This is a genomic window from Microbacterium sp. Y355, assembly GCF_059445345.1.
Window position 1 is genome coordinate 254,349 of record NZ_JCAIUD010000002.1, and the last position, 20,598, is coordinate 274,946.

Annotated in this window: 19 protein-coding genes and 1 tRNA gene; 15 read left to right on the plus strand and 5 right to left on the minus strand. The window is 63.8% G+C overall.

The window, feature by feature from the left end; all coding sequences use genetic code 11:
* The first annotated feature begins 15 nt into the window (after positions 1 to 15).
* Positions 16 to 912 (plus strand): TatD family hydrolase, encoded by an 897-nt coding sequence (locus AC1C2O_RS18255; protein ID WP_495431994.1) that lies wholly within the window; start codon positions 16 to 18, stop codon positions 910 to 912.
* A 48-nt stretch (positions 913 to 960) separates the two neighbouring features.
* Here the strand turns inward: AC1C2O_RS18255 and AC1C2O_RS18260 are convergent, their stop codons facing one another.
* Positions 961 to 2,217 carry an MFS transporter gene (locus tag AC1C2O_RS18260; RefSeq protein WP_495431995.1) on the minus strand — a complete coding sequence of 419 codons (1,257 nt, stop codon included), beginning with the start codon at positions 2,215 to 2,217 and terminating at the stop codon, positions 961 to 963.
* Positions 2,218 to 2,252: 35 nt separating this feature from the next.
* Here AC1C2O_RS18260 and rsmA point away from each other — a divergent pair, with 35 nt between their 5' ends.
* The 9 genes from rsmA (at position 2,253) to AC1C2O_RS18305 (ending at position 12,917) form a co-directional block, all read left to right on the plus strand.
* Positions 2,253 to 3,101, plus strand: coding sequence for a 16S rRNA (adenine(1518)-N(6)/adenine(1519)-N(6))-dimethyltransferase RsmA (gene rsmA / locus AC1C2O_RS18265; protein ID WP_495431996.1), 849 nt, complete (start codon positions 2,253 to 2,255; stop codon positions 3,099 to 3,101).
* Positions 3,102 to 3,110: 9 nt separating this feature from the next.
* Positions 3,111 to 4,178: an L-glyceraldehyde 3-phosphate reductase gene (gene mgrA / locus AC1C2O_RS18270; protein ID WP_495431997.1), complete on the plus strand. Its 1,068-nt coding sequence runs from the start codon at positions 3,111 to 3,113 to the stop codon at positions 4,176 to 4,178.
* Positions 4,179 to 4,185: 7 nt separating this feature from the next.
* On the plus strand, positions 4,186 to 5,121 hold the full coding sequence (locus AC1C2O_RS18275; protein WP_495431998.1) for a 4-(cytidine 5'-diphospho)-2-C-methyl-D-erythritol kinase: 936 nt from the start codon (positions 4,186 to 4,188) through the stop codon (positions 5,119 to 5,121).
* A 111-nt stretch (positions 5,122 to 5,232) separates the two neighbouring features.
* Positions 5,233 to 5,652 (plus strand): hypothetical protein, encoded by a 420-nt coding sequence (locus tag AC1C2O_RS18280; RefSeq protein WP_495431999.1) that lies wholly within the window; start codon positions 5,233 to 5,235, stop codon positions 5,650 to 5,652.
* Positions 5,653 to 5,780: 128 nt separating this feature from the next.
* On the plus strand, positions 5,781 to 6,794 hold the full coding sequence (locus AC1C2O_RS18285) for a LacI family DNA-binding transcriptional regulator (RefSeq protein ID WP_495432000.1): 1,014 nt from the start codon (positions 5,781 to 5,783) through the stop codon (positions 6,792 to 6,794).
* 161 nt (positions 6,795 to 6,955) lie between these two features.
* Positions 6,956 to 8,506 carry a multiple monosaccharide ABC transporter ATP-binding protein gene (gene mmsA, locus AC1C2O_RS18290; RefSeq protein ID WP_495432176.1) on the plus strand — a complete coding sequence of 517 codons (1,551 nt, stop codon included), beginning with the start codon at positions 6,956 to 6,958 and terminating at the stop codon, positions 8,504 to 8,506.
* A complete protein-coding gene (gene mmsB / locus AC1C2O_RS18295; protein ID WP_495432001.1) occupies positions 8,503 to 9,855 on the plus strand; it encodes a multiple monosaccharide ABC transporter permease in 1,353 nt (450 codons plus the stop codon). The genes mmsA and mmsB overlap by 4 nt, the downstream gene beginning before the upstream one ends.
* A gap of 37 nt (positions 9,856 to 9,892) precedes the next feature.
* Positions 9,893 to 11,014 (plus strand): substrate-binding domain-containing protein, encoded by a 1,122-nt coding sequence (locus AC1C2O_RS18300; RefSeq protein ID WP_495432002.1) that lies wholly within the window; start codon positions 9,893 to 9,895, stop codon positions 11,012 to 11,014.
* Between the two features lie 85 nt (positions 11,015 to 11,099).
* Complete coding sequence (locus AC1C2O_RS18305) at positions 11,100 to 12,917, plus strand: ABC-F family ATP-binding cassette domain-containing protein (protein WP_495432003.1); 1,818 nt, start codon at positions 11,100 to 11,102, stop codon at positions 12,915 to 12,917.
* Positions 12,918 to 12,951: 34 nt separating this feature from the next.
* Here AC1C2O_RS18305 and AC1C2O_RS18310 read toward each other — a convergent pair whose 3' ends face one another.
* The 4 genes from AC1C2O_RS18310 to AC1C2O_RS18325 are packed head-to-tail and all read right to left on the minus strand — an operon-like array spanning position 12,952 to position 16,536.
* Complete coding sequence (locus AC1C2O_RS18310) at positions 12,952 to 13,851, minus strand: L,D-transpeptidase (RefSeq protein ID WP_495432004.1); 900 nt, start codon at positions 13,849 to 13,851, stop codon at positions 12,952 to 12,954.
* Positions 13,848 to 14,756, minus strand: a complete 909-nt coding sequence (locus AC1C2O_RS18315; protein ID WP_495432177.1) for a pseudouridine synthase — start codon at positions 14,754 to 14,756, stop codon at positions 13,848 to 13,850. The genes AC1C2O_RS18310 and AC1C2O_RS18315 overlap by 4 nt, the downstream gene beginning before the upstream one ends.
* 5 nt (positions 14,757 to 14,761) lie before the next feature.
* Complete coding sequence (locus AC1C2O_RS18320) at positions 14,762 to 15,256, minus strand: MarR family winged helix-turn-helix transcriptional regulator (RefSeq protein WP_495432005.1); 495 nt, start codon at positions 15,254 to 15,256, stop codon at positions 14,762 to 14,764.
* A gap of 35 nt (positions 15,257 to 15,291) precedes the next feature.
* The gene (locus AC1C2O_RS18325; protein ID WP_495432006.1) at positions 15,292 to 16,536 is read right to left on the minus strand and encodes an HNH endonuclease signature motif containing protein; all 1,245 of its coding nucleotides are present in this window, start codon (positions 16,534 to 16,536) and stop codon (positions 15,292 to 15,294) included.
* A gap of 150 nt (positions 16,537 to 16,686) precedes the next feature.
* Here AC1C2O_RS18325 and AC1C2O_RS18330 point away from each other — a divergent pair.
* From AC1C2O_RS18330 to AC1C2O_RS18350, 5 genes are all read left to right on the plus strand, one after another.
* Positions 16,687 to 16,758, plus strand: a tRNA-Gln gene (locus AC1C2O_RS18330).
* Position 16,759: 1 nt separating this feature from the next.
* The gene (gene glmU / locus AC1C2O_RS18335; protein WP_495432007.1) at positions 16,760 to 18,193 is read left to right on the plus strand and encodes a bifunctional UDP-N-acetylglucosamine diphosphorylase/glucosamine-1-phosphate N-acetyltransferase GlmU; all 1,434 of its coding nucleotides are present in this window, start codon (positions 16,760 to 16,762) and stop codon (positions 18,191 to 18,193) included.
* Positions 18,194 to 18,201: 8 nt separating this feature from the next.
* The gene (locus AC1C2O_RS18340; RefSeq protein WP_495432008.1) at positions 18,202 to 19,236 is read left to right on the plus strand and encodes a ribose-phosphate diphosphokinase; all 1,035 of its coding nucleotides are present in this window, start codon (positions 18,202 to 18,204) and stop codon (positions 19,234 to 19,236) included.
* 55 nt (positions 19,237 to 19,291) lie between these two features.
* A complete protein-coding gene (locus AC1C2O_RS18345) occupies positions 19,292 to 19,720 on the plus strand; it encodes an FMN-binding protein (protein ID WP_495432009.1) in 429 nt (142 codons plus the stop codon).
* Between the two features lie 6 nt (positions 19,721 to 19,726).
* Entirely contained in the window at positions 19,727 to 20,596 is an 870-nt protein-coding gene (locus AC1C2O_RS18350; RefSeq protein WP_495432010.1) for an FAD:protein FMN transferase, read from the plus strand.
* Positions 20,597 to 20,598: the final 2 nt, after the last annotated feature.

The window sequence follows — 20,598 nt, forward strand, 5'->3', positions numbered from 1 at the left end:
CGCGAGACTTCACGTATGACTTCAGAACAGCCCGAAACGGTGACATACGTGAAGGCTCGCAGCCAGGAAGGGCGCAAGGAACTCAGGTATCCAGCGACACCCGAACCGCTCATGGTGGGCGTGTACGACAATCACGCGCACCTGGAGATCACGGATGGCGTTGAAGCGCTCAGCCTGAGTGAGCAGCTCGATCGCGCACAGGCCGTCGGCGTGCTCGGCGTCGTGCAGGCATCCGGCGATATCGAGTCGTCGCAGTGGGCGGTGGATGCCGCGGCATCCGATCTGCGTGTGCTCGCCGCCGTCGCGATTCATCCGAACGACGCCCCGACGTACGCCGAGGCAGGCCAGCTCGATCACGCGATCAGCGTGATCGACGAGCTCGCCGCTCACCCGCGTGTACGCGCAATAGGTGAGACCGGACTGGATTTTTTCCGCACCGAGGAGGACCGTCGCGGTCCGCAGTTCACCTCGTTCGAAGCGCATATCGCCCTCGCTAAGAAGCACGGCATCGCGTTGCAGATCCATGACCGTGACGCGCACGACGCGGTGCTCGAGACCCTGACCCGCGTCGGTGCCCCAGACACGACCGTGTTTCACTGCTTCTCTGGCGACGACGCGATGGCGAGGATCTGCGCGGATGCCGGGTATTACCTATCCTTCGCCGGCAACGTCACGTTCAAGAATGCGCAGAACCTGCGCGATGCGCTGAAAGTCACCCCGCTCGATCGAATCCTGGTCGAAACGGATGCGCCGTTCCTCACGCCTGTGCCGCTGCGCGGCCGGCCGAACGCCCCGTACCTGATCCCGCACACCCTGCGATTCATGGCCGCTGAGCTGGAACTCGACGTCGACGAACTTGCGACCCAGATCGCGGCGAACACCCTCGCGGTCTACGGCTCCTTCTCGGACTGAGGATATCGGCGGACAGCTGTGCCCCGAACCGACATCCGTGTGCGAACGTCAGCCGGCGGCATCCACATCGTCGAGCACGGGTTTCGCGTTCACAATGTGCGAGATCGGCTTCCAGACGATCAGCAGGGTGATCGCCGAACCAACGAACGCGAACCACCAGGGCGCAGTCAGCCCCCAGACTTGAGCGATAACACCGCCGAGCGCCTGGCCGATCACCATGCCGCCGAACACGCCGACCATGTTCACCGAGGCGACTCGGCCCTGCAACGCGTGCGGTACGAGCCGCTGGCGCACAGTCGTCGAGATTGTGCCCCAGACGAACGCATAACTGCCGAACACGAACATGATCACAAGCGCCACCCAAGCGAGCGTGGTGAGGGCGAACGCGAGATGCATGACCACCTCCAGCGACAGCGCGACCCGCATGAGCGTGGCGAAGGAGACGTGTCGCTCTAGCCATCCGAACGTCAGCGTGGCGAGGATGCCACCTGTTGCGGATGCCGTTGTGAGGGCGCCGTAGCCGATGGCGCCCATGTGCAGATGCTCGGTTGCGTAGAGGACGAGTACGCCCCAGGGCGCGGCCCACGTGATGTTGAAGGTGAGGATAATCAGCACGAGCATCCGCACTGGCGGGTTCCGCCACATCCATCGCACGCCCTCGGCGATGTCTGTGTGCACCGGCGCCGGCTTCTCCACATCGCGCGGTGGCACTGGAGTGTGCGCCATCCGGGAGATCAGAACGACTGCCAGAGAGACGCACACGACCTCGACGAGGAACGGCCATGCGGAACCGGCTGCGAACAGAAACGCACCGATCGGTGGACCGGCGAACTGGTTGGCGACCAGGTATCCCGCCTGCAGTCGGGCGTTGCCGATACCGAGGTCAGCGGGTTTCACGAGCATGGGCAGCAGGGTGCTGCCCGCGGTGTCGACGAACACCTCTGCCGTGCCATAGAGGAAGGCGACGGCGAGCACGATCCAGATGTTCGCCATGCCAGTGAACAGGAACACGCACAGCGCGACCAGCACGAGCGCACGCGCCGCGTTCGCGAACATCACCATCCGCCGCCTGTCGAACCGGTCGGCGATGGCGCCCGCGTGCAACCCGAAGATCAGCCACGGCAGGAACTGCAGCACGGCCCCTGAGGCGACCAGGATCGGTGATGACGTCATCGAGGCGATCAGCAGGGGAGCTGCCGCCAGGGCGATGCCGTCGCCGACGTTGCTCGTCCATGAGGATGCGAGTAGCCAGCGGAAATCATGGCCCATGCGACGAGGCGCGATGAGCTCTCCGAGAGTGGGCACTCGAACAGAGTACTCGCGTAGGGGAGAATGGCAGGATGACTGTCACGCTGCTCGGCGCCACCGAGATCCGCCGCCTCGCTGCCGAACTTGACGTGACCCCCACCAAGAAGCTCGGCCAAAACTTCGTCGTCGACGCCAACACGGTGCGCAAGATTGTTCAGGTGGGTGCGGTCAAGGCGGGTGAGCGCGTCGTCGAGGTGGGTCCGGGGCTCGGGTCTCTGACGCTTGCGATCCTGGAGGCCGGAGCATCCGTCACCGCCGTCGAGATCGACCATCGGCTTGCCGCACGTCTGCCGGAGACCGCCATCGCGCACGGAGCGCCTGCGGATGCACTGACCGTGGTTGATGCGGATGCACTGCGCATCACCGAGCTCCCAGGGGATCCGACCGTGCTGGTCGCGAACCTGCCTTACAACATTTCGGTGCCGGTGCTGCTGCACTTCATGGAAACTTTCCCGAACTTGCAGCGCGGCGTCGTGATGGTGCAGGCAGAGGTCGGCGAGCGTCTCGCTGCCCCTCCCGGAAGCAAAATCTATGGCACACCGAGCGTGAAAGCCGCCTGGTACGGCAATTGGCGTGTCGGTGGCACCGTATCTCGTCAGGTGTTCTGGCCAGTGCCTAACGTGGACAGCATCCTGGTCGTCTTCGAACGTTCGGAGGTCGTGCGTGGCAGCGAGGAACTCCGACGGGCGACCTTCCGCATCATCGACGCCGCCTTCCAACAGCGTCGCAAGATGCTGCGTCAGGCGCTCTCCGTCGTTCTCGGTGGCACAGCGGCCGAGGCTTCCGCAGTTCTAGAGAAAGCCGGCGTTGCACCCACCGCACGTGGTGAGCAGTTGACGATTGATGATTTCGTGCGAATCGCCGAGGCGCTGGACGGCTAACCTGGAGGCGTGACTGAATCTCCGCGCTTCCCCACAAACATCGCCGAGCTCCACCGCCCGTACGTGGCGAAGGAGGATCGCTATCAGCAGTTCGAATACCGCCAGGTCGGTACTTCCGGGCTCTACCTGCCGCCAATTTCACTCGGCCTGTGGTGGAACTTCGGCGACAACATCCCACTGAACAATCAGCGCGCATTGCTGCGCCACGCGTTCGATCGCGGCATTACACACTTCGATCTCGCCAACAACTACGGCCCGCCCTACGGTTCGGCGGAGAAGAACTTCGGCCGCATCTTCGCCGAAGACTTCCGTCCCTACCGTGATGAACTGATCATCTCGTCGAAGGCCGGCTACGACATGTGGCCGGGCCCGTACGGCAACTTCGGCAGCCGCAAGTACGTCCTCGCGAGCGCCGAAAAGTCGCTGACCTCGATGAACCTCGACTACGTCGACATCTTCTACTCGCACCGCGTCGACCCCGTCACACCGATCGAGGAGACTGTCGGTGCGCTGGACACGCTGGTGCGCCAGGGCAAGGCACTCTACGTCGGAATCTCCTCGTACAGCGCCGAGCGCACGGCGAAAGCCGTCGAGGTCGCCCGCGAACTGGGCACGCCACTGGTGATCCACCAGCCTTCGTACTCGATCCTCAACCGCTGGACCGAGGCCGAGCTCAACGACACCCTCCGCACCGCTGGACTGGGCGCGATCGCGTTCACACCGCTCGCGCAGGGGTTGCTCACCGACAAGTACCTCGGCGACGGCACGGCGGATCGGGCCCAGAAGCGTGGCTCGATCTCTGACCGGCCCCTCTCGGTTGAGGGACTCGCGATCCTCCGCGGCCTGAACGAGGTCGCCAAGGAGCGTGGGCAGTCGCTCGCGCAGATGTCGCTGCAGTGGACGCTGCGCGATCCGGTGGTCGTCTCGGCCCTGATCGGCGCTTCGCGCACCGAGCAGCTCGATGAGAACATCGCCGCGATCAACGGTCCGGCGTTCTCGAGCGACGAGTTGGCGCGCATCGATGCGCTCTCCAACGGTATCGACGTCGACCTCTGGGCTTCTTCGTCCACTCTGTGAGATCTTCATGACCCTCGCCGCAGTCCCTGAAGCAGTGCACGTGCGTGCGCCGGGGAAGATCAACGTCTACCTGGGCGTGGGCGGCCGTCACGACGACGGCTACCACGCCCTGGCGACGGTGTTCCAGGCGGTGTCGCTTTACGAGGACGTCATCGCCTATCCGGACGATGGCTTCTCGTTGAGTGTGTCTGGAGTCGATGACCCCAGTACCGTTCCGGTGGACGACAGAAACCTCGCAATGCGCGCGGCGAAAATGCTCGCCGCGGCAACCGGATACACCGGTGGCGTGCACCTCGAGCTGCGAAAGAGCGTGCCGGTCGCGGGTGGAATGGGCGGCGGATCAGCGGATGCTGCGGCCGCTCTCGTCGCGTGCGATGCACTGTGGGGCACCGGGCTCTCGCCACAGCGTCTGCACGAGCTTGCCGCCCGTCTGGGGGCCGATGTGCCCTTTGCGCTCCACGGCGGCACCGCGGTGGGCACCGGGCGCGGAGACCAGCTCAATCCGGCACTTGCACGTGGTCGTTTTGACTGGGTGCTCGTGACCAGTGAAGAGGGGCTGTCGACGCCGGCGATCTACGGACGACTTGACGAACACCGAGCGCAGCACGGCGCACTGAGCGATGATCCGCCGCTCTCGTTGGACGTGCCGATTCCGGTGCTCCAGGCACTGCGTGCGGGGGATCCGCACTCGCTGGCGGCGTCGATGTACAACGATCTGGAGGTGCCGGCTCTGCTGGCACGACCCAGCCTGGATGAGGTCATCAAAGCGGGACTGGATGCCGGCGCTCTCAGCGGCATCGTCTCCGGCTCCGGTCCTACCATCGCCTTCCTCTGCGAGACACCCGAGAGCGCGCGGTATGTGCAGGGTGAGCTGCAGGCCTCCGGCCGCGTGGCTCTGCACGTGCACGGACCGGTGCCGGGCGCACGCATCATGTCGACCTGAGTTCACTTGCGCTTTCTGAATTCACTCAGTCTTCACCCGAATCTGTGATCGGGAGTGGTAGCCGCGGCCTAGCGTTGTGGGCAACGAAGCTCGCCGAAATCAGGAGTGATCATGGGTCTGTTCAACCGCAAGTCGATGCAGGAGCGTCAGGAAGACGCGATGAAGATGGCCGATGACATCGGCCAGGGACGCGGTTTCGTCGGAAAGATGACCAAGACCATCATGGGCGGTGAGTTCACTGAATCAGTGCAACAGGCCACCGCATCGATGCATCAGGCGGAGCACGTCGCAGGGCTGCGAGCAGCTGGCTTTCCCACAGAGACGGCGACCGTGACTGCGATGCAGGACACAGGGCAGACCATCAACGACAATCCGAACATCGTGCTCACGCTCGACCTTGCCGGTCAGCCGGTGGCGCTGGCGACGCTGGTGTCGCGCCTGGAGATTCCTCGAGTGGGGGAGCAGGTGCTCGTGATGCGTGACGCGCAGACGGGAAACCTGCTTTACGCAGGGCTTGCGCCGCGCGTCTGACCGTTACCAGGCAGCCGTCTGATCGTACGAATGTGACAACGCCGACGGCCCGTCGGATGCGCCGATTGTGTGTGAGGGACATAATGGAGTGATCCATGTGACCGTGCACATGCAGAGGAGGCGTTGTGATGGCAGCCTCCGGCGACCGTGCGCGCGTTCCCAGCATCCGCGACGTCGCCCGGTTGGCTGGGGTGTCGCATCAGACCGTCTCTCGTGTGCTGAACGATCATCCAAGCATTCGCCCCGAGACAAAGAAGCGCGTGCAGGATGCGATCGCCGTTCTCGATTACAAGCCGAACCTCGCGGCGCGCGCGCTCGTCACGAGCCAGTCGCGCACGATCGGCATTCTGTCAGCCACCATCGGTGAGTTTGGTCCGACGTCATCGATCGCGAGCATCGAAGATGCCGCGCGTGCGCAGGGATACTCGGTCACCACGGTGAACCTGCCGGAGACCACGCCCGAGGCAATCGGCGATGCAATCCGTCAGCTCGGCCGTGAGCAGGTCAGTGGCATCGTCGCGCTCGCGCCGCAGGTGCGCGTGTTCAACGTGCTGCGAGGTATGGCGGTGGGCGTGCCGTTCGTCAGTCTGCAGACGGCGTCGGGGTCTGACGGTTTCACGCTTTCCGCCGATCAGGTGGCCGGCGCACGCGCGGTGACAGAGCATCTGATTTCCCTCGGTCACACCGAAATCCTGCACCTTGCGGGCCCCCAGGACTGGATCGAGGCGGAGTCGCGCATGCGTGGCTATCTCGATGCTTTGCGCGAGGCGGACCTGCCGACCTTCCCGCCGATTCGCGGGGACTGGACCGCGGATTTCGGCTATTTTGCCGGGACGGAGCTGGCGCGACGCCCAGACTTCACCGCGGTCTTCGCCGCGAATGACCTCATGGCCATCGGCCTTATGCACGGCTTCCGGGATGCCGGGATCGAGGTGCCGCGCCAGGTCAGCGTCGTAGGCTTTGATGACATTCCGGTCGCGGCACACGTCTGGCCTCCGCTGACAACCGTGCATCAGGACTTCCCCATGATTGGGCAGCGCGCCGTGCAGATCCTGCTCGCCGAGATTCGTGGCGAGGTTGTGCCGGAATTCGGCCCTGTTGTGCCTCAGTTGCGGATGCGCGCCTCCAGCGCATCCCACTAGCTCTCCGCTAGCGCATCGCAATAACGCATCTCGATAACGCAACGAGAATCGGTGTCCACTTGACACCAGCGTTCAGTGAGCGCAATATTGTGTCTCATGTGAACGGTCACATTAGAGTGGCCGCCGAGTATCGAGGAAGATTCGTGAGCAACACAGCAACGATGCCGGCCGTATCCGGGCCGATCTTGGAGATGCGCAGCATCACCAAGGAGTTTCCCGGAGTGAAAGCCCTCTCAGAGGTGTCCATCTCCGTGCGAGCGGGCGAGATCCACGCCATCTGCGGTGAGAACGGCGCAGGCAAGTCGACTCTCATGAAGGTGCTCTCCGGGGTCTACCCGTACGGCACCTACGACGGCGACATCCTGCTCTACGGCGAGGAACAGCGCTTCAAGGACATCGCGGCCAGCGAGCAGGCGGGTATCGCGATCATCCACCAGGAGCTCGCACTGATCCCAGAACTGTCGATCACGGAGAACATCTTCCTCGGCAATGAGATCTCCAGCGCTGGAGTGATCGACTGGCGCGCTGCCAAGACCCGCGCCATCGAGCTGCTTGCCCGTGTCGGTCTCAGCGAAGACCCCGACCTGGCGATCAAACACCTCGGCGTCGGCAAGCAGCAGCTCATCGAAATCGCGAAGGCGCTCAACAAGGACGTCCGTCTCCTCATCCTCGACGAGCCGACGGCCGCGCTGAACGAGAACGACTCCCAGCACCTGCTAGATCTGATCCTCGGTCTCAAGGCCAAGGGGATCGCCTCGATCATGATCAGCCACAAGCTGAACGAGATCGAGCAGATCGCCGATGAGATCACGATCATTCGTGATGGTCGCACCGTCGAGACGCTCGACATCTCCAAGGGCGAGATCAACGAGGACCGCATCATCCGCGGCATGGTTGGTCGGTCACTCGAGAGTCGGTACCCTGACCGCACGCCAGAGATCGGCGAGGTGTTCTTCGAGGTCAAGGACTGGTGGGTCCAGCATCCGACAGTCTCCGAGCGCATGGTCGTCAAGGGATCCAGCCTGAACGTCCGCCGTGGCGAGGTCGTCGGAATCGCCGGGCTCATGGGCGCCGGTCGCACCGAGTTCGCCCGCAGCATCTTCGGCCGCTCGTACGGCACGTTCCTCAGCGGGCAGATGTTCAAGGACGGCGAGCAGATCGAGCTTCGCGACGTGTCCAGCGCCATTCGTCATGGACTTGCGTATGTCAGCGAGGACCGCAAGAGCCTGGGACTGAACCTGCTCGACACGATCAAGCGCTCCATCGTCTCGGCGAAGCTGTCGAAGATCGCCAAACGCGGCGTCGTCGATAACCGCGAGGAGTTCGCGATCGCTGAACGCTACCGCAAGGCGCTGCGCATCAAGACGCCAACTGTCGACGAGGGTGTAGGCAAGCTGTCCGGCGGAAATCAGCAGAAGGTTGTGTTGGCGAAGTGGATGTTCACCGACCCCGACCTGCTGATCCTCGATGAGCCGACCCGCGGCATCGACGTCGGCGCAAAGTACGAGATCTACTCGATCATCAACGAGCTCGCAGCCTCCGGCAAGGGCGTCATCGTGATCTCCAGCGAGCTGCCAGAGCTGATGGGTATCTCCGACCGTATTTACACGATTTTCGAGGGACGCGTCACCGACTGCATCCCCGCCGATCAAGCAACCCCGGAGGCGCTCATGCGCAGCATGACCTCCACGAACCAGAAGGCGAGCGCATGAGCACCACGACCACCGAGACCGAGAAGCAGGGCTTCCACTTCGGCGATATCAAGAAGATTTTCGGCGGCGGCACGTCGTCGCTGCGCCAGTTCGGCATCCTCGGCAGCCTCATCGCGATCATCATCATCTTCCAGGTGCTGACCTTCGTGATCAAGGGCCAGGGGCTGACGCTGTCCTCCGGCAACCTGATCAACGTCATCAACCAGTACTCCTACATCCTGATCCTCGCGATCGGCATGGTGATGGTCATCATCATGGGACACATCGACCTCTCGGTCGGATCTGTCGCGGCGTTCACGGGCATCATCGTGGCGAAGTCGATGGCCGAATGGAACATCCCCTGGCCGCTGGCGATCGTGCTCGGCCTGGTAGTCGGTGCGCTGGTCGGTGCCTGGCAAGGATTCTGGGTCGCCTACGTCGGGGTGCCGGCGTTCATCGTGACGCTTGCAGGTATGTTGCTGTTCCGTGGCGCCAACCAGTGGGTCGGCGACTCGCAGTCCATTCCCGTACCCGCCGGATTCCAGAAGATCGGCGCCGGATATCTCCCTGAGCTGGGAGTTCCGCTGAACTTCAACGTGTGGACCATGGTCCTCGCCATCATCGGCGCGGCATGGGTGATCGTCTGGGAGCTGCGCACCCGTCGGGTGCAGGCGAAGATGGGCTCGGATCGCGCGCCGGTCTGGGTGAGTGTGACCAAGGTGGTCATCCTGTCGGTGGTCATCCTTGTCGCCGGCTGGTTGTTCGCCAACGGGCGCCCTGGCACGAGTTTCCCGATCTCGGGCCTCATCCTGCTTGCTCTCGTCATCCTGTACTCCTTCATCACTCAGAGCACTGTGTTCGGTCGCCACATCTACGCGGTCGGTGGCAACCGTCAGGCTGCCCGCCTGTCGGGTGTGAAAGATCGCAAGGTCGACTTCTTCGTGATGATGAACATGTCGTTGCTCGCCGCTGTCGCCGGAATGATCTATGTCGCCCGCGCCACGGCATCCGGTCCTCAGGACGGAAACGGCTGGGAGCTGGACGCCATCGCCTCGGTCTTCATCGGAGGCGCTGCCGTCTCGGGCGGTATCGGCACGGTGATCGGCTCGATCATCGGTGGTCTCGTCATGGCGTTCCTAAACAACGGACTCCAGCTCCTCGGCGCAGGCGCCGACGTCGTCTCGATGATCAAGGGCCTCGTGTTGCTGTTCGCCGTCGGCATTGACGTGTGGAACAAGCAGCAGGGTCGGCCCTCGCTGATCGGGTTCATGACGCGCAACCGCAATCGTCAGGACGCGTCAAACCTCACCGACTATTCAACCTCCGCCGCGGGCACCGCGAGCGGCAAGAAGGAGACGCCGTCGAACTGAGACGGTAGTCCCCACACACCAGAGAGAAAGAGATCGCATGAAGAGAATGGCATGGACGGCGACAGCGTTGGTCGCCGTGACAGCTCTCGCCCTCACCGGATGCTCCTCCGAGCGCGGCGGCGGCGACACCGGAACGGGAACCGAAGAGGAGACCGCCGCCGGATTCGAGGCAGGTTCGACGATCGGTGTCGCACTTCCGGACAAGACCAGTGAGAACTGGGTGCTCGCAGGTCAGCTGTTCACCGACGGTCTTGAGGCCGCAGGATTCAAGGCTGACGTCCAGTACGCGCCGGCCAGCAACACCGTCGCGGAGCAGCAGAACCAGATCCAGGCCATGGTGACCGGTGGCGCGAAGGTCATCATCATCGGGGCGAAGGATGGCAAGCAGCTTGCCACGCAGGTGCAGGCAGCTCAGGATGCCGGCGTCTACGTGATCGCATACGACCGTCTCATCGAGAACACCAAGGCAGTCGACTTCTACGTCGCGTTCGACAACTTCAAGGTCGGCGAACTGCAGGGCAATGCGCTGTTGCAGGGTCTTGACGAGCGAGCAGCCCACGATGCGCCGTACAACGTCGAGTTGTTCTCGGGATCTCCGGATGACGCGAACTCGGCCGTGTTCTTCGACGGTGCGATGAGCGTTCTGCAGCCGAAGATCGACGATGGCACGCTTGTCGTCAGCTCGGGACAGACCGAGATCGAACAGACTGCAACCGAAGGCTGGAAGGCAGAGAATGCCCAGCGCCGGATGGACTCGCTTCTGACGTCGACCTACGGCACCGCGGAGCTCGATGGAGTTCTGTCGCCGAACGACACGCTGGCTCGCGCCATCATCACCTCGGTGCAGCAGGCCGGAAAGACCGTTCCGGTCGTCACCGGCCAGGATTCCGAAGTCGAGTCGGTGAAGTCGATCATGGAGGGCATCCAGTTCTCCACGATCAACAAGGACACTGCGCTCCTCGTTGAGCAGTCGATCAAGATGGTCGGCCAGCTGCAGAAGGGCGAGGAAGTCGACGTCAACGACACCGAGTCCTACGACAACGGCGAGAAGATCGTGCCGGCATACCTCCTTGAGCCGCTGATCGTCACGAAGGACAACGCTCTCGAGGCGTATGCCAACGTGCCGAGCCTGCTGGAGATTGTGAAGTCGTTCCAGTAACGACTTCTCGTTGGGGACGTGGAAGCCGTCCGGGCCTGGTGCCCGGGCGGCTTCTCCCATGTATGACGACTACCCTTGAGGGGACATGGCACATCTTCTTGGGGCCGAGGCCCTCCACCTGGAATACCCGACCAAAGTCGTCTTCGACTCCATCACCCTCGGCATCGAGGAGGGGGATCGGATCGGCATCGTCGGACGCAACGGCGACGGCAAGTCCAGCCTGCTGGCGATGCTCGCCGGCCGCAAGGAGCCGGATGGCGGGCGCGTCACGATGCGTGCGGGCACCACCGTCGGCGTGCTGGATCAGGCAGACACCCTCGATGACTCGCTCACGATCGCCCAGAGCGTCGTCGGCGATGTGCCTGAGTACGAATGGGCAGGCGACGCGCGCGTGCGCGACGTCATCCAGGGCCTGCTCGCCGACTTGGACTGGGACGCGCCTGTGCTGGGGCTCAGCGGTGGCCAGCGTCGCCGTGTTGCGCTCGCTACTCTCCTGGTCAAGGACTGGGACATCATCGCGCTCGACGAGCCGACCAACCACCTCGACGTCGAGGCGATCACCTGGCTCGCAGGGCACTTGAACAGGCGTTGGGCAGTGAACTCCGGCGCTTTCCTCGTCGTCACACACGACCGGTGGTTCCTCGATGAGGTCTGCAATGAGACCTGGGAGGTGCACGACCGGATCGTCGAGCCCTTCGAGGGCGGGTACGCCGCGTACATCTTGCAGCGTGTGGAGCGCGACCGGATGTCGTCGGCGACGGAGGCCAAGCGTCAGAACCTCGCACGCAAGGAGCTCGCGTGGTTGCGCCGCGGAGCACCTGCACGCAGCACCAAGCCGAAGTTCCGCATCGATGCGGCAAACGAACTCATCGCCGACGTGCCAGAGATTCGTGACGCCGTATCGCTGCAGTCGCTTGCCGTTTCGCGGCTTGGTAAAGACGTCGTCGACCTGCTGGATGCCGGCGTCACTTATCCCGCGACAGGGTCTGGGATCGGCGAGGGTGAGCGCGAAGTGCTCCGCGATGTGGAATGGCGTATCGCGCCCGGCGAGCGCACCGGCATCCTCGGCGTGAACGGTGCGGGAAAATCGACGCTACTGGGGCTTGTCGCTGGCACCATCGAGCCGACCAGCGGTCGGGTCAAGCGCGGCACGACCGTCAAGGTGCAGACGCTGACACAGCGCATCGATGAGCTCACTGCGGTCTGGAACGATCCGGTGCGAAAGGTCATCGAGGGCCTTCGCACCGAGTACACGTTCGGTACCGGCTCCAAGGCGCAGGCGCTCACGCCAGGCCAGCTGCTCGAGCGTCTCGGCTTCTCATCCGCGCAGCTGTCGACGCCGGTGAAGGATCTCTCGGGTGGTCAGCAGCGCCGGCTGCAGTTGCTGCTCGTCCTGCTTGAGCAGCCGAACGTGCTGATCCTCGACGAGCCGACCAACGACATGGACACCGACATGCTCGCGGCGATCGAGGATCTGCTGGACTCGTGGCCTGGCACACTCCTCGTGGTCAGCCATGACCGATACTTCATCGAGCGCGTCACCGACCAGCAGTTCGCCGTCATGGGCGGCAAGCTCCGTCACCTGCCAGGAGGAGTGGATGAGTACCTCCGCCTCCGCACAGCAGAACAGAATGCTCCGCGGTCGCAGGGGGCCTCGACAACCGCTCGGGCATCCGGCCTTGACGGTGCAGCGCTGCGCGTTGCTCAGAAGGAAGTCGCGGCAGTAGAGCGAAAGATCCAGAAGCTGACGCAGCAGATCGACAAGGCGAAGCACGCTCTCGTCGAGCACGATCAGTCAGACTATGAGGGTCTCGCTGCCAAGATGAAGCGGATCAGCACGCTGCAGGCCGAGGTCGAAGAGCACGAGGCGCGCTGGTTGCAGCTCAGCGACCAGCTCGGCTGAGCTCGAGAGGGACCGAACCCGCGTCAGTCGCTCGTCAGGGATGGATGCTGACGCCGGTGCCCTCCGGCAGTTCGGAGAGCCTCGTGATCGCCGCTTCGTCAACGCGGATGCATCCGTTCGAGATGGCCCCGCTGCGATTGTCGTGATAGTGAAACGCGGTCACAGCGACGTTCGTGCCGCCGAAACCGTCGAGAACGGGCGACTGCAGCGACAGGTAGGCGATCGGGTGACCGCGCGTGTAATCGAACGAGGTGACCTCGGTCAGATGGATGAAGGATCGCCCGATCGGGGTGGGGGATTCTTCAGCACCCGATGCGAAGTCTGTCGCGATGCGCTCGGGAACGCCGGCGCGCACGATATCTATCGTGCGCGCAGACAAGCTCACCTCGACCGTGGTGTCCATGATCGCCAGTTCGACATCAGCCGTGCGCATCCATCCCGTCAGCTGCGCTGAATTACCTTCGGACGGGATGCTCTGGCGCCCAGTCAGCAGCACGCGCACCCAGTTCTCCTGCTGCTCCACCACGGCGACCGTGGTGCCGCCGTACCGGTGCTCCCGCGGCAGCGCGGCCACCGGCTCTCCGAGCGGATCGGCCCAGACCGGCGCGGCAGCTGCGATGGCGCGGGCTGTATAGCCGGCAAACGGCGCCTCCGGGTCGGTGTCGATCGGAAGATCCTGCAGCACGGCGAACACATTCGCCTCTGGAAGTGCGAGAGCGTCGTAGACGGCGGTGTTCGCCGGGAAGCCTGTCGGAGTCGGCGTGGGAGTAGGCGTCGGAACCGGAGTAGCGGTCGGCGCACTGGTGGCGGGCGAGGCGACGTCCGGAGAGGCGTCTGAGCGCGGCCAGACTACGGCGAGGACAATGACCAGCGCGACAACCAGGGCACCGATGACGCCGATGAGGGTCCACTCACGCGGCCCGAGCCGCTTCATGGCGCGTACCGTAACCTGCGGCGCGTCAAGAACTCACGGTGCTCGCCCGTCAGCGGATCGATGAAGCGCAGCTCTCTGGCGAGCAGTTGGAGGGGCCGTTCATGGTCGTCGGGCTTCTCGTCGGTGAGCACCGGGTAGAGATTGTCGTGCAGGATCCCGGTGCCCAAGGAAGCAAGATGCACCCGCAGTTGATGCATCTTGCCGGTGTGCGGACGCAGCAACGTGTGGATGAATCGATCGTTGGCATCGATCAGCTCGATGAGGGTCTCCGAGTTCGGCTCTCGTGACGGATCGACCTCAACACAAAGCTGACCGCGCAGCTTCTCGATATGGGTGCGAACTGTCACGGGGAACGGGTTCTCCCAGCGTTCGGGCCGTGCGGATACCGCCTCGTAGACCTTCGTGATCTGCCGATTCTGGAACATCACCTGGTAAGCGCCGCGCGTCTGCACGCGGGCAGAGAACATCAGCAGCCCGGCGGTAGCGCGGTCGAGTCGGTGGATCGGCGCGAGATCTGCATTGTCGAGTTGCCTCCGTAATCGCACGAGCGCTGAGTTCTGCACATACTTCCCGGCTGGGGTGCTCGGCAGAAAATGCGGTTTGTCGATCACGACGAGATCGTCGTCCTGATACAGAATCTCGGCGTGGAACGGGATCTCGGTCTCTGCCGGCGGCTCACGGTAGTACCAGACGAACTCCTCGGCATCCAGAGGAGTGTGGCGGGTCAAGGCTGAGCCGTCAGCGGCGACAATCTCACCGCGATCGAAGCGTTCGCGTAGCCATTCCGGATCGAGATGGAAGAAGCGTTCGACCATGTACGCGCTCGCTGTCGGCCAGGGGCCTGTGCGTGGCAGATGCAGGCGCGTGGCGCCGACGCCATCGCGGACGGGGAGCGGGGAGGACATCGCCATCAGGAGTCGTAGCTCAGGCTGAGCTTGCGCAGCAGGGATGCCATCCGGTCACGGTCGCCCCTGGTCAGCACTCGCAATAATTCGGCCTCGACGTCGACGAGGCGGGTGATCGCGGCATCAACCCTGATGAGGCCATCGTCGGTGAGCGTGACCAGGACGCTGCGGCCATCTCCTGGATCGGCCTCTCGGCGCACGAAGCGGCGCCCCACCAACCGGTCGATCCGGTTCGTCATGGTGCCGCTGGAGACGAGGGTCTGCTGCAGCAGCTGCTTGGGAGAGAGTTGGAAGGGTGTTCCCGCCCGGCGAAGCGCGGAAAGAACATCCCACTCCCAGGTCTCGATGTCACTACGACGGAACACATCGCGGCGTGCGCGGTCGAGGTGCTTGGAGAGGCGATCCATCCGGGAGAGCACCTCGAGAGGCGAGAAATCGAGGTCGGGGCGCTGGGTGTTCCACGCGCCGACGATCCGGTCGACTTCATCTGCCTCGCTCATCTGTCCATTATCGTCTCAGACGAACAGCTGTCTTCTCAGGCGAACATCACTCGTCGCGTCGGCTCATCGATGTACTCGCGTCCGAGCGGACTCGTCCACACCAGAGTTCCTTCTGGTTCCTGCCGAACGGTCCATCGATGACGGACATCGACATCAGGGTGCTTCAGGGGGTGATGACTCGAGCAGAATTCCGCGAGGTTGTTGAGTGATGTTGGCCCACCCAATGCGCGATCAAAATTGTGATCGATCTGGCAACGGACCGCCTTCACTCGGCATCCGGGGAATCGGCAGTGCTGATCTCGAGCCCGTAGATAGCGCTTCATCCGGTTCGACGGCACGTAAGTGTCGACGTTCGTGACCATTCCGCTCGGGTCGAGGAATAGACGAGAGAAACTCGGCGCATACCCGGCCAGCGTACGAGCGATGTCTGGATGGATCGGTCCGACTCCGTCGAGCTCAGCCATCAGATCATCGCGGCCCAGGAGCGTGTTCGCGGCGATCGTCACCTGGACAGAGGGGCGCAACGCCTCCATATCGGACCCTGTGAGGCATGACGGCATGGCTGTGAGCAGCAGGTCGCAAAAGATATCGGCTCGACGCTGATCCATCGTTCGATCGTCGTCCAGGGTCTTGGCCATGGCGGTCAGGCGGTCGATGATGGCGAACGCGATAATCTCAGGAATCACCGAGAGGAACTGTGCCATCGCATCGGAAGTGGACCGGGCCGAAACCTTGCGTTCTTCTCTTGCCTCACGGTGAGCCTGCTCGAGGCTCACGGGGCGGAGCGCCGCCGTCACGGCGCGGGCATGGACGCGTGTGCGTGCAGCCGTCGTCGTGCATGCGTACGGTACGACGTCGCGTTCGTACGCGGCGCGCAGGGTCGCGCCGTTATCTGCACCGTCGTGCGCTCCTTCTGGCGCAGCATCCAGAATCACTTCCGCATGCCGCCGGCTGATGCGGCCGTCGCGAAGAGCCTGGAGGGTTGCAGGGAAATCTGCTGCTAGCGCGACCCCGTAGCTGAATTGAATGTCCATTGTGTTCGGGGAGACGTGTCCTGCGGCCGCGAACTCGGCGACCATGGAGCGCTGCGCCATCGAACTGTAGACGATCGTGGGATCGGTCTCGTATGCGAGCAACTCGGCGCGTTCTGCGAGTGCCATGGCCCGCAGCGCTTCCAACGACGCGATCTGGGAACCCAGATCGACCCATTCATCAAGCAGATCAGCGCGACGGTCGGTGGCGACCGAAGGATCCGTTCGACGCTGCTCTGCGATGGGCATACTCCATTATCGAAGATCAATACGAGTAAGTCAAGATAGTGAGGCGTGAATACTCGTATATATCTCGGGTGCGTAGCGATACAGGATTTCATTGGTCAGGGAGTGCCCCCTCGGGCATGGCAGAATTGTCTCGCGGCCTCATCGCCGCGGTCCGCCGTAGTGTAATGGCAGCACGACAGCCTTTGGAGCTGTTAAGTCTAGGTTCGAATCCTGGCGGCGGAGCATGACGGAGAACAAGCTCGCGATCATCGTGCTCGCCGCAGGGCAGGGCACCCGCATGAAATCTCGATTGCCGAAAGTGCTCCATTCGATCAGCGGACGTTCGCTCGTCGGACATGTGCTGACCACTGCATCCCGTCTCGGCGCGGAGCGCATCGAGGTCGTGGTCCGTCACGAGCGCGACCGCGTCGTCGCGGTGCTCGCCGAGCAGTACCCGGACGCCATCGTCGTCGACCAGGACGAGATTCCAGGCACCGGGCGCGCGGTGCAGATCGCTGTCGACGCGCTGCCGGATGACTTCGTGGGTGACGTTCTCGTGCTCTCCGGCGACGTGCCACTGCTGGAGGCCGAGACCCTCCAGGCACTTGTTGACGCGCACCGAGGAGCCTCCGCTGCGGCCACTGTGCTCAGCGCGCTGCTGGACGACCCGACCGGCTATGGACGCATCATCCGCGACGCCACCGGCACCGTGGCGCGCATTGTGGAGCAGAAGGATGCCACGGCTGAAGAGGCGGCGGTCGCCGAAATCAACTCCGGCGTCTATGTGTTCCGTGCCTCCGCGCTGCGCACGTTCCTGACGAAGGTCGACCAGAACAACGCGCAGGGTGAGATGTACCTCACCGATGTGATCGGGCTACTGCGTGATGCGCAGGAGATCGTCGCAGCCGAGATCGCCGTGGATACCGCCGCGACCTTCGGCATCAATGACCGGGTGCAACTGGCTGAGGCCGGCCGCGTGCTCAACGACCGCATCGTGCGCCGCTGGCAGCGCGAGGGTGTCACGATCATCGACCCCGCGACCACCTGGATCGATGACGACGCGAAGCTCGCTGCGGATGTCACGATCCTGCCGAACACGATCATCTCCGGTGCGACCGTCATCGAATCCGGTGCCGTGATCGGACCAGACACGTCGCTGGTCGACACCGAGGTCGGTGAGGACGCCGTCATCCGCCGGGCCGATGTCACGCTCGCCGTCATCGGCGCCGGCGCCAACGTCGGACCGTTCGCCTACGTTCGCCCAGGCACGGTGCTTGGCGCGAACGGCAAGATCGGCACCTTCGTCGAGACAAAGAACTCGCAGATCGGTGAGGGCAGCAAGGTTCCGCACCTCTCGTACGTCGGTGACACCACGATCGGTGAACGAGTCAACCTCGGCGCCGGAGCGATCACCGCGAACTACGACGACATCGTCAAGCACCGCACCGAGATCGGTGACGAGGTGCACACGGGCTCGCATAACGTCTTCGTCGCGCCGGTTAGGATTGGTGCTGGTGCGAAGACCGGAGCGGGAGCAATCGTCCGCAAGGACGTCCCCGCTGGTGCCCTAGCCTTGAGTGTCGCCCCTCAGCGCAATGTCGAGGGGTGGGTCGAGAAGAATCGTGCCGGGACGGGCGCCGCAGAAGTGGCATCCCGAGCGAATAAAACCGCAGAGTAAGGCTGGTCATGGGGCACAAGAAGAAGACCGTTGAACTGGATCGGGACAACGGTGTGGCCCCCGGGCTCATCGCGAAGACCAAGAAGCGGCTCGTCGTCGCAGGCGGTCGTTCGCACCCAGAGTTGACTGCGGCGGTCGCCGAAGGACTCGGCATCCAGCCGGTACCCGTCGAACACCGCACGTTCGCCTCAGGTGAGATTTACGCCCGCTTCGAGGTCTCGATCCGCGGATGCGACCTGTTCCTCATTCAGACCTTCGGTACGCCGGTCAATGAGTGGCTCATGGAGACGCTCATCATGATCGATGCCGCGAAGCGTGCTTCTGCCAAGCGCATCACCGTCGTCGCCCCGTACTACCCGTACTCCCGTCAGGACAAGAAGGGTCGCGGTCGCGAGCCGATCAGTGCCCGCCTCGTCGCAGACCTGCTCAAGACTGCCGGTGCCGACCGTGTGATGAGTGTCGACCTGCACGCCGCGCAGATTCAGGGCTTCTTCGACGGCCCCGTCGACCACCTGTTCGCCAAGCCTGTGCTGCTGGAGCACTTCAAAGCGAACCTCACTCCCGAAGATCGTGAGACCCTCACGATCGTCTCGCCCGATATGGGCCGTGTCCGGGTGGCTGACACCTGGTCAGATAGCCTGGGCGCCCCGCTGGCGATCATCCACAAGCGCCGCGACCCGAAGGTCGCCAACCAGGTCTCGGTGCACGAGATCGTCGGCGCCGTCGAAGGCCGCACCTGCCTTCTCGTCGATGACATGATCGACACCGGTGGCACCATCGTCAAGGCTGCACAAGCGCTGAAGTCTGCAGGCGCGCGCCGCGTCATCGTCGCCGCCACGCACGCGATCTTCAGCGACCCGGCGAGTGAGCGTCTTCAGGATGCTTCGATTGACGAGGTCGTCGTCACCGACACCATCCCGCTGAGCGAGTCGCGTCGCTGGGATGGGCTCATTGTGCTGCCGATCGCCCCGCTGCTGGCCCGCGCCGTCCACGAGGTGTTTGAGGATGGTTCTGTCACCAGCATGTTCGGCGGCGACGCGTAACCGACCCTTCGATCAGCACAGCCCGCGCATAGCGGGCCGTTCTAATCTCGAACCCATGATCAGCTCGACTGTCCCGTCATCCGTTCGCAAGAGCGCAGCCGTCGCAGGTGTCGCAGGACTTCTGGTTCTGGCCGGATGCTCCGGTGCAGCGGACGCAGAGGCAGAGGCAGGCCCACCGTCGGGCGACGAATACGTCGACGGCACCTACACGGCCGAGGGTTCGTACCAGACGCCAGAGACGGTGGAGCAGATCTCGGTGACGCTCAGCCTTGAAGGCGGCGTCGTCACCGATGTTGAGGTGGCCGGTGACCCGCAGGCGCGGGAGACCGAGCAGTATCAGGGCCAATTCATCGGCGGGATCGCCGAAGAAGTGGTCGGCGTCTCAATCGACGAGCTGAATGTGAGTCGCGTCGCCGGTTCGTCGCTGACCAGCGGCGGATTCAACTCTGCAGTGGCCGACATCAAAGAGCAGGCCGCGGCCTAGTCCACGATGTCCGTCTGGCGCTTCGACGCGATCGGCACGCGGTGGGAGATCGAGACCGAAAGCCCGCTGAAGCAGGCGCAGCGGGCGGCGATCGATTCCCTCATCGAAGACTTCGACCTGACCTGGTCCCGCTTTCGTGATGATTCGCTGGTGACACACCTTTCGCTGGCTGGTGGTACGGCTGCGATACCGGCGGATGCCGCGGCAATGCTCGAGACGTATCGCGAACTGTCCGCAGCAACCGAGGGAGCCGTGAACCCGTTGGTGGGGGAGAGTCTCAACGCGCTCGGCTACGACGCTGCATACTCCCTCGCTGCCGTGGAGCCGCAGGCGGCGCCGTCCGATTGGGCCAGCATCCTCACCTGGTCGGAATTGCAGCTGTCGCTGGCATCCGCTGGGGTGATCGATGTCGGCGCGCTCGGCAAGGGACGACTCGTCGATCTCGTGGTCGACGCTCTCTCCGACGTCGACGGCGACCTCATCGTCGATGCGGGTGGCGATCTCGCCGTGCGGGGCTCCGAGGTGCGTATCGGTCTGGAGCACCCGTTTGATGCATCCAAGGCGATCGGCATCGCGACGATCCGTGATCAGGCGCTGTGCGCATCCGCCATCAATCGGCGCGCGTGGGGCGACGGTCTGCACCACGTGCTGGATGCTCGCACCGGCAGGCCGGTGCGCACGTGGGCAGCGACGTGGGCGATCGCCCCCGACGCGATGCGGGCGGATGCCGCGGCCACCGCACTGTTCTTCGATGGAGGTGCGGAGCTCGCTGACCGCTGGGATGTGCGGTGGGTGCGAATGAGCACCGACGGACGCTCACAGCGCTCCACGGATGCCCCGGTTGAGCTGTTCACGACCTCAGCGGGCCACGGATAGGG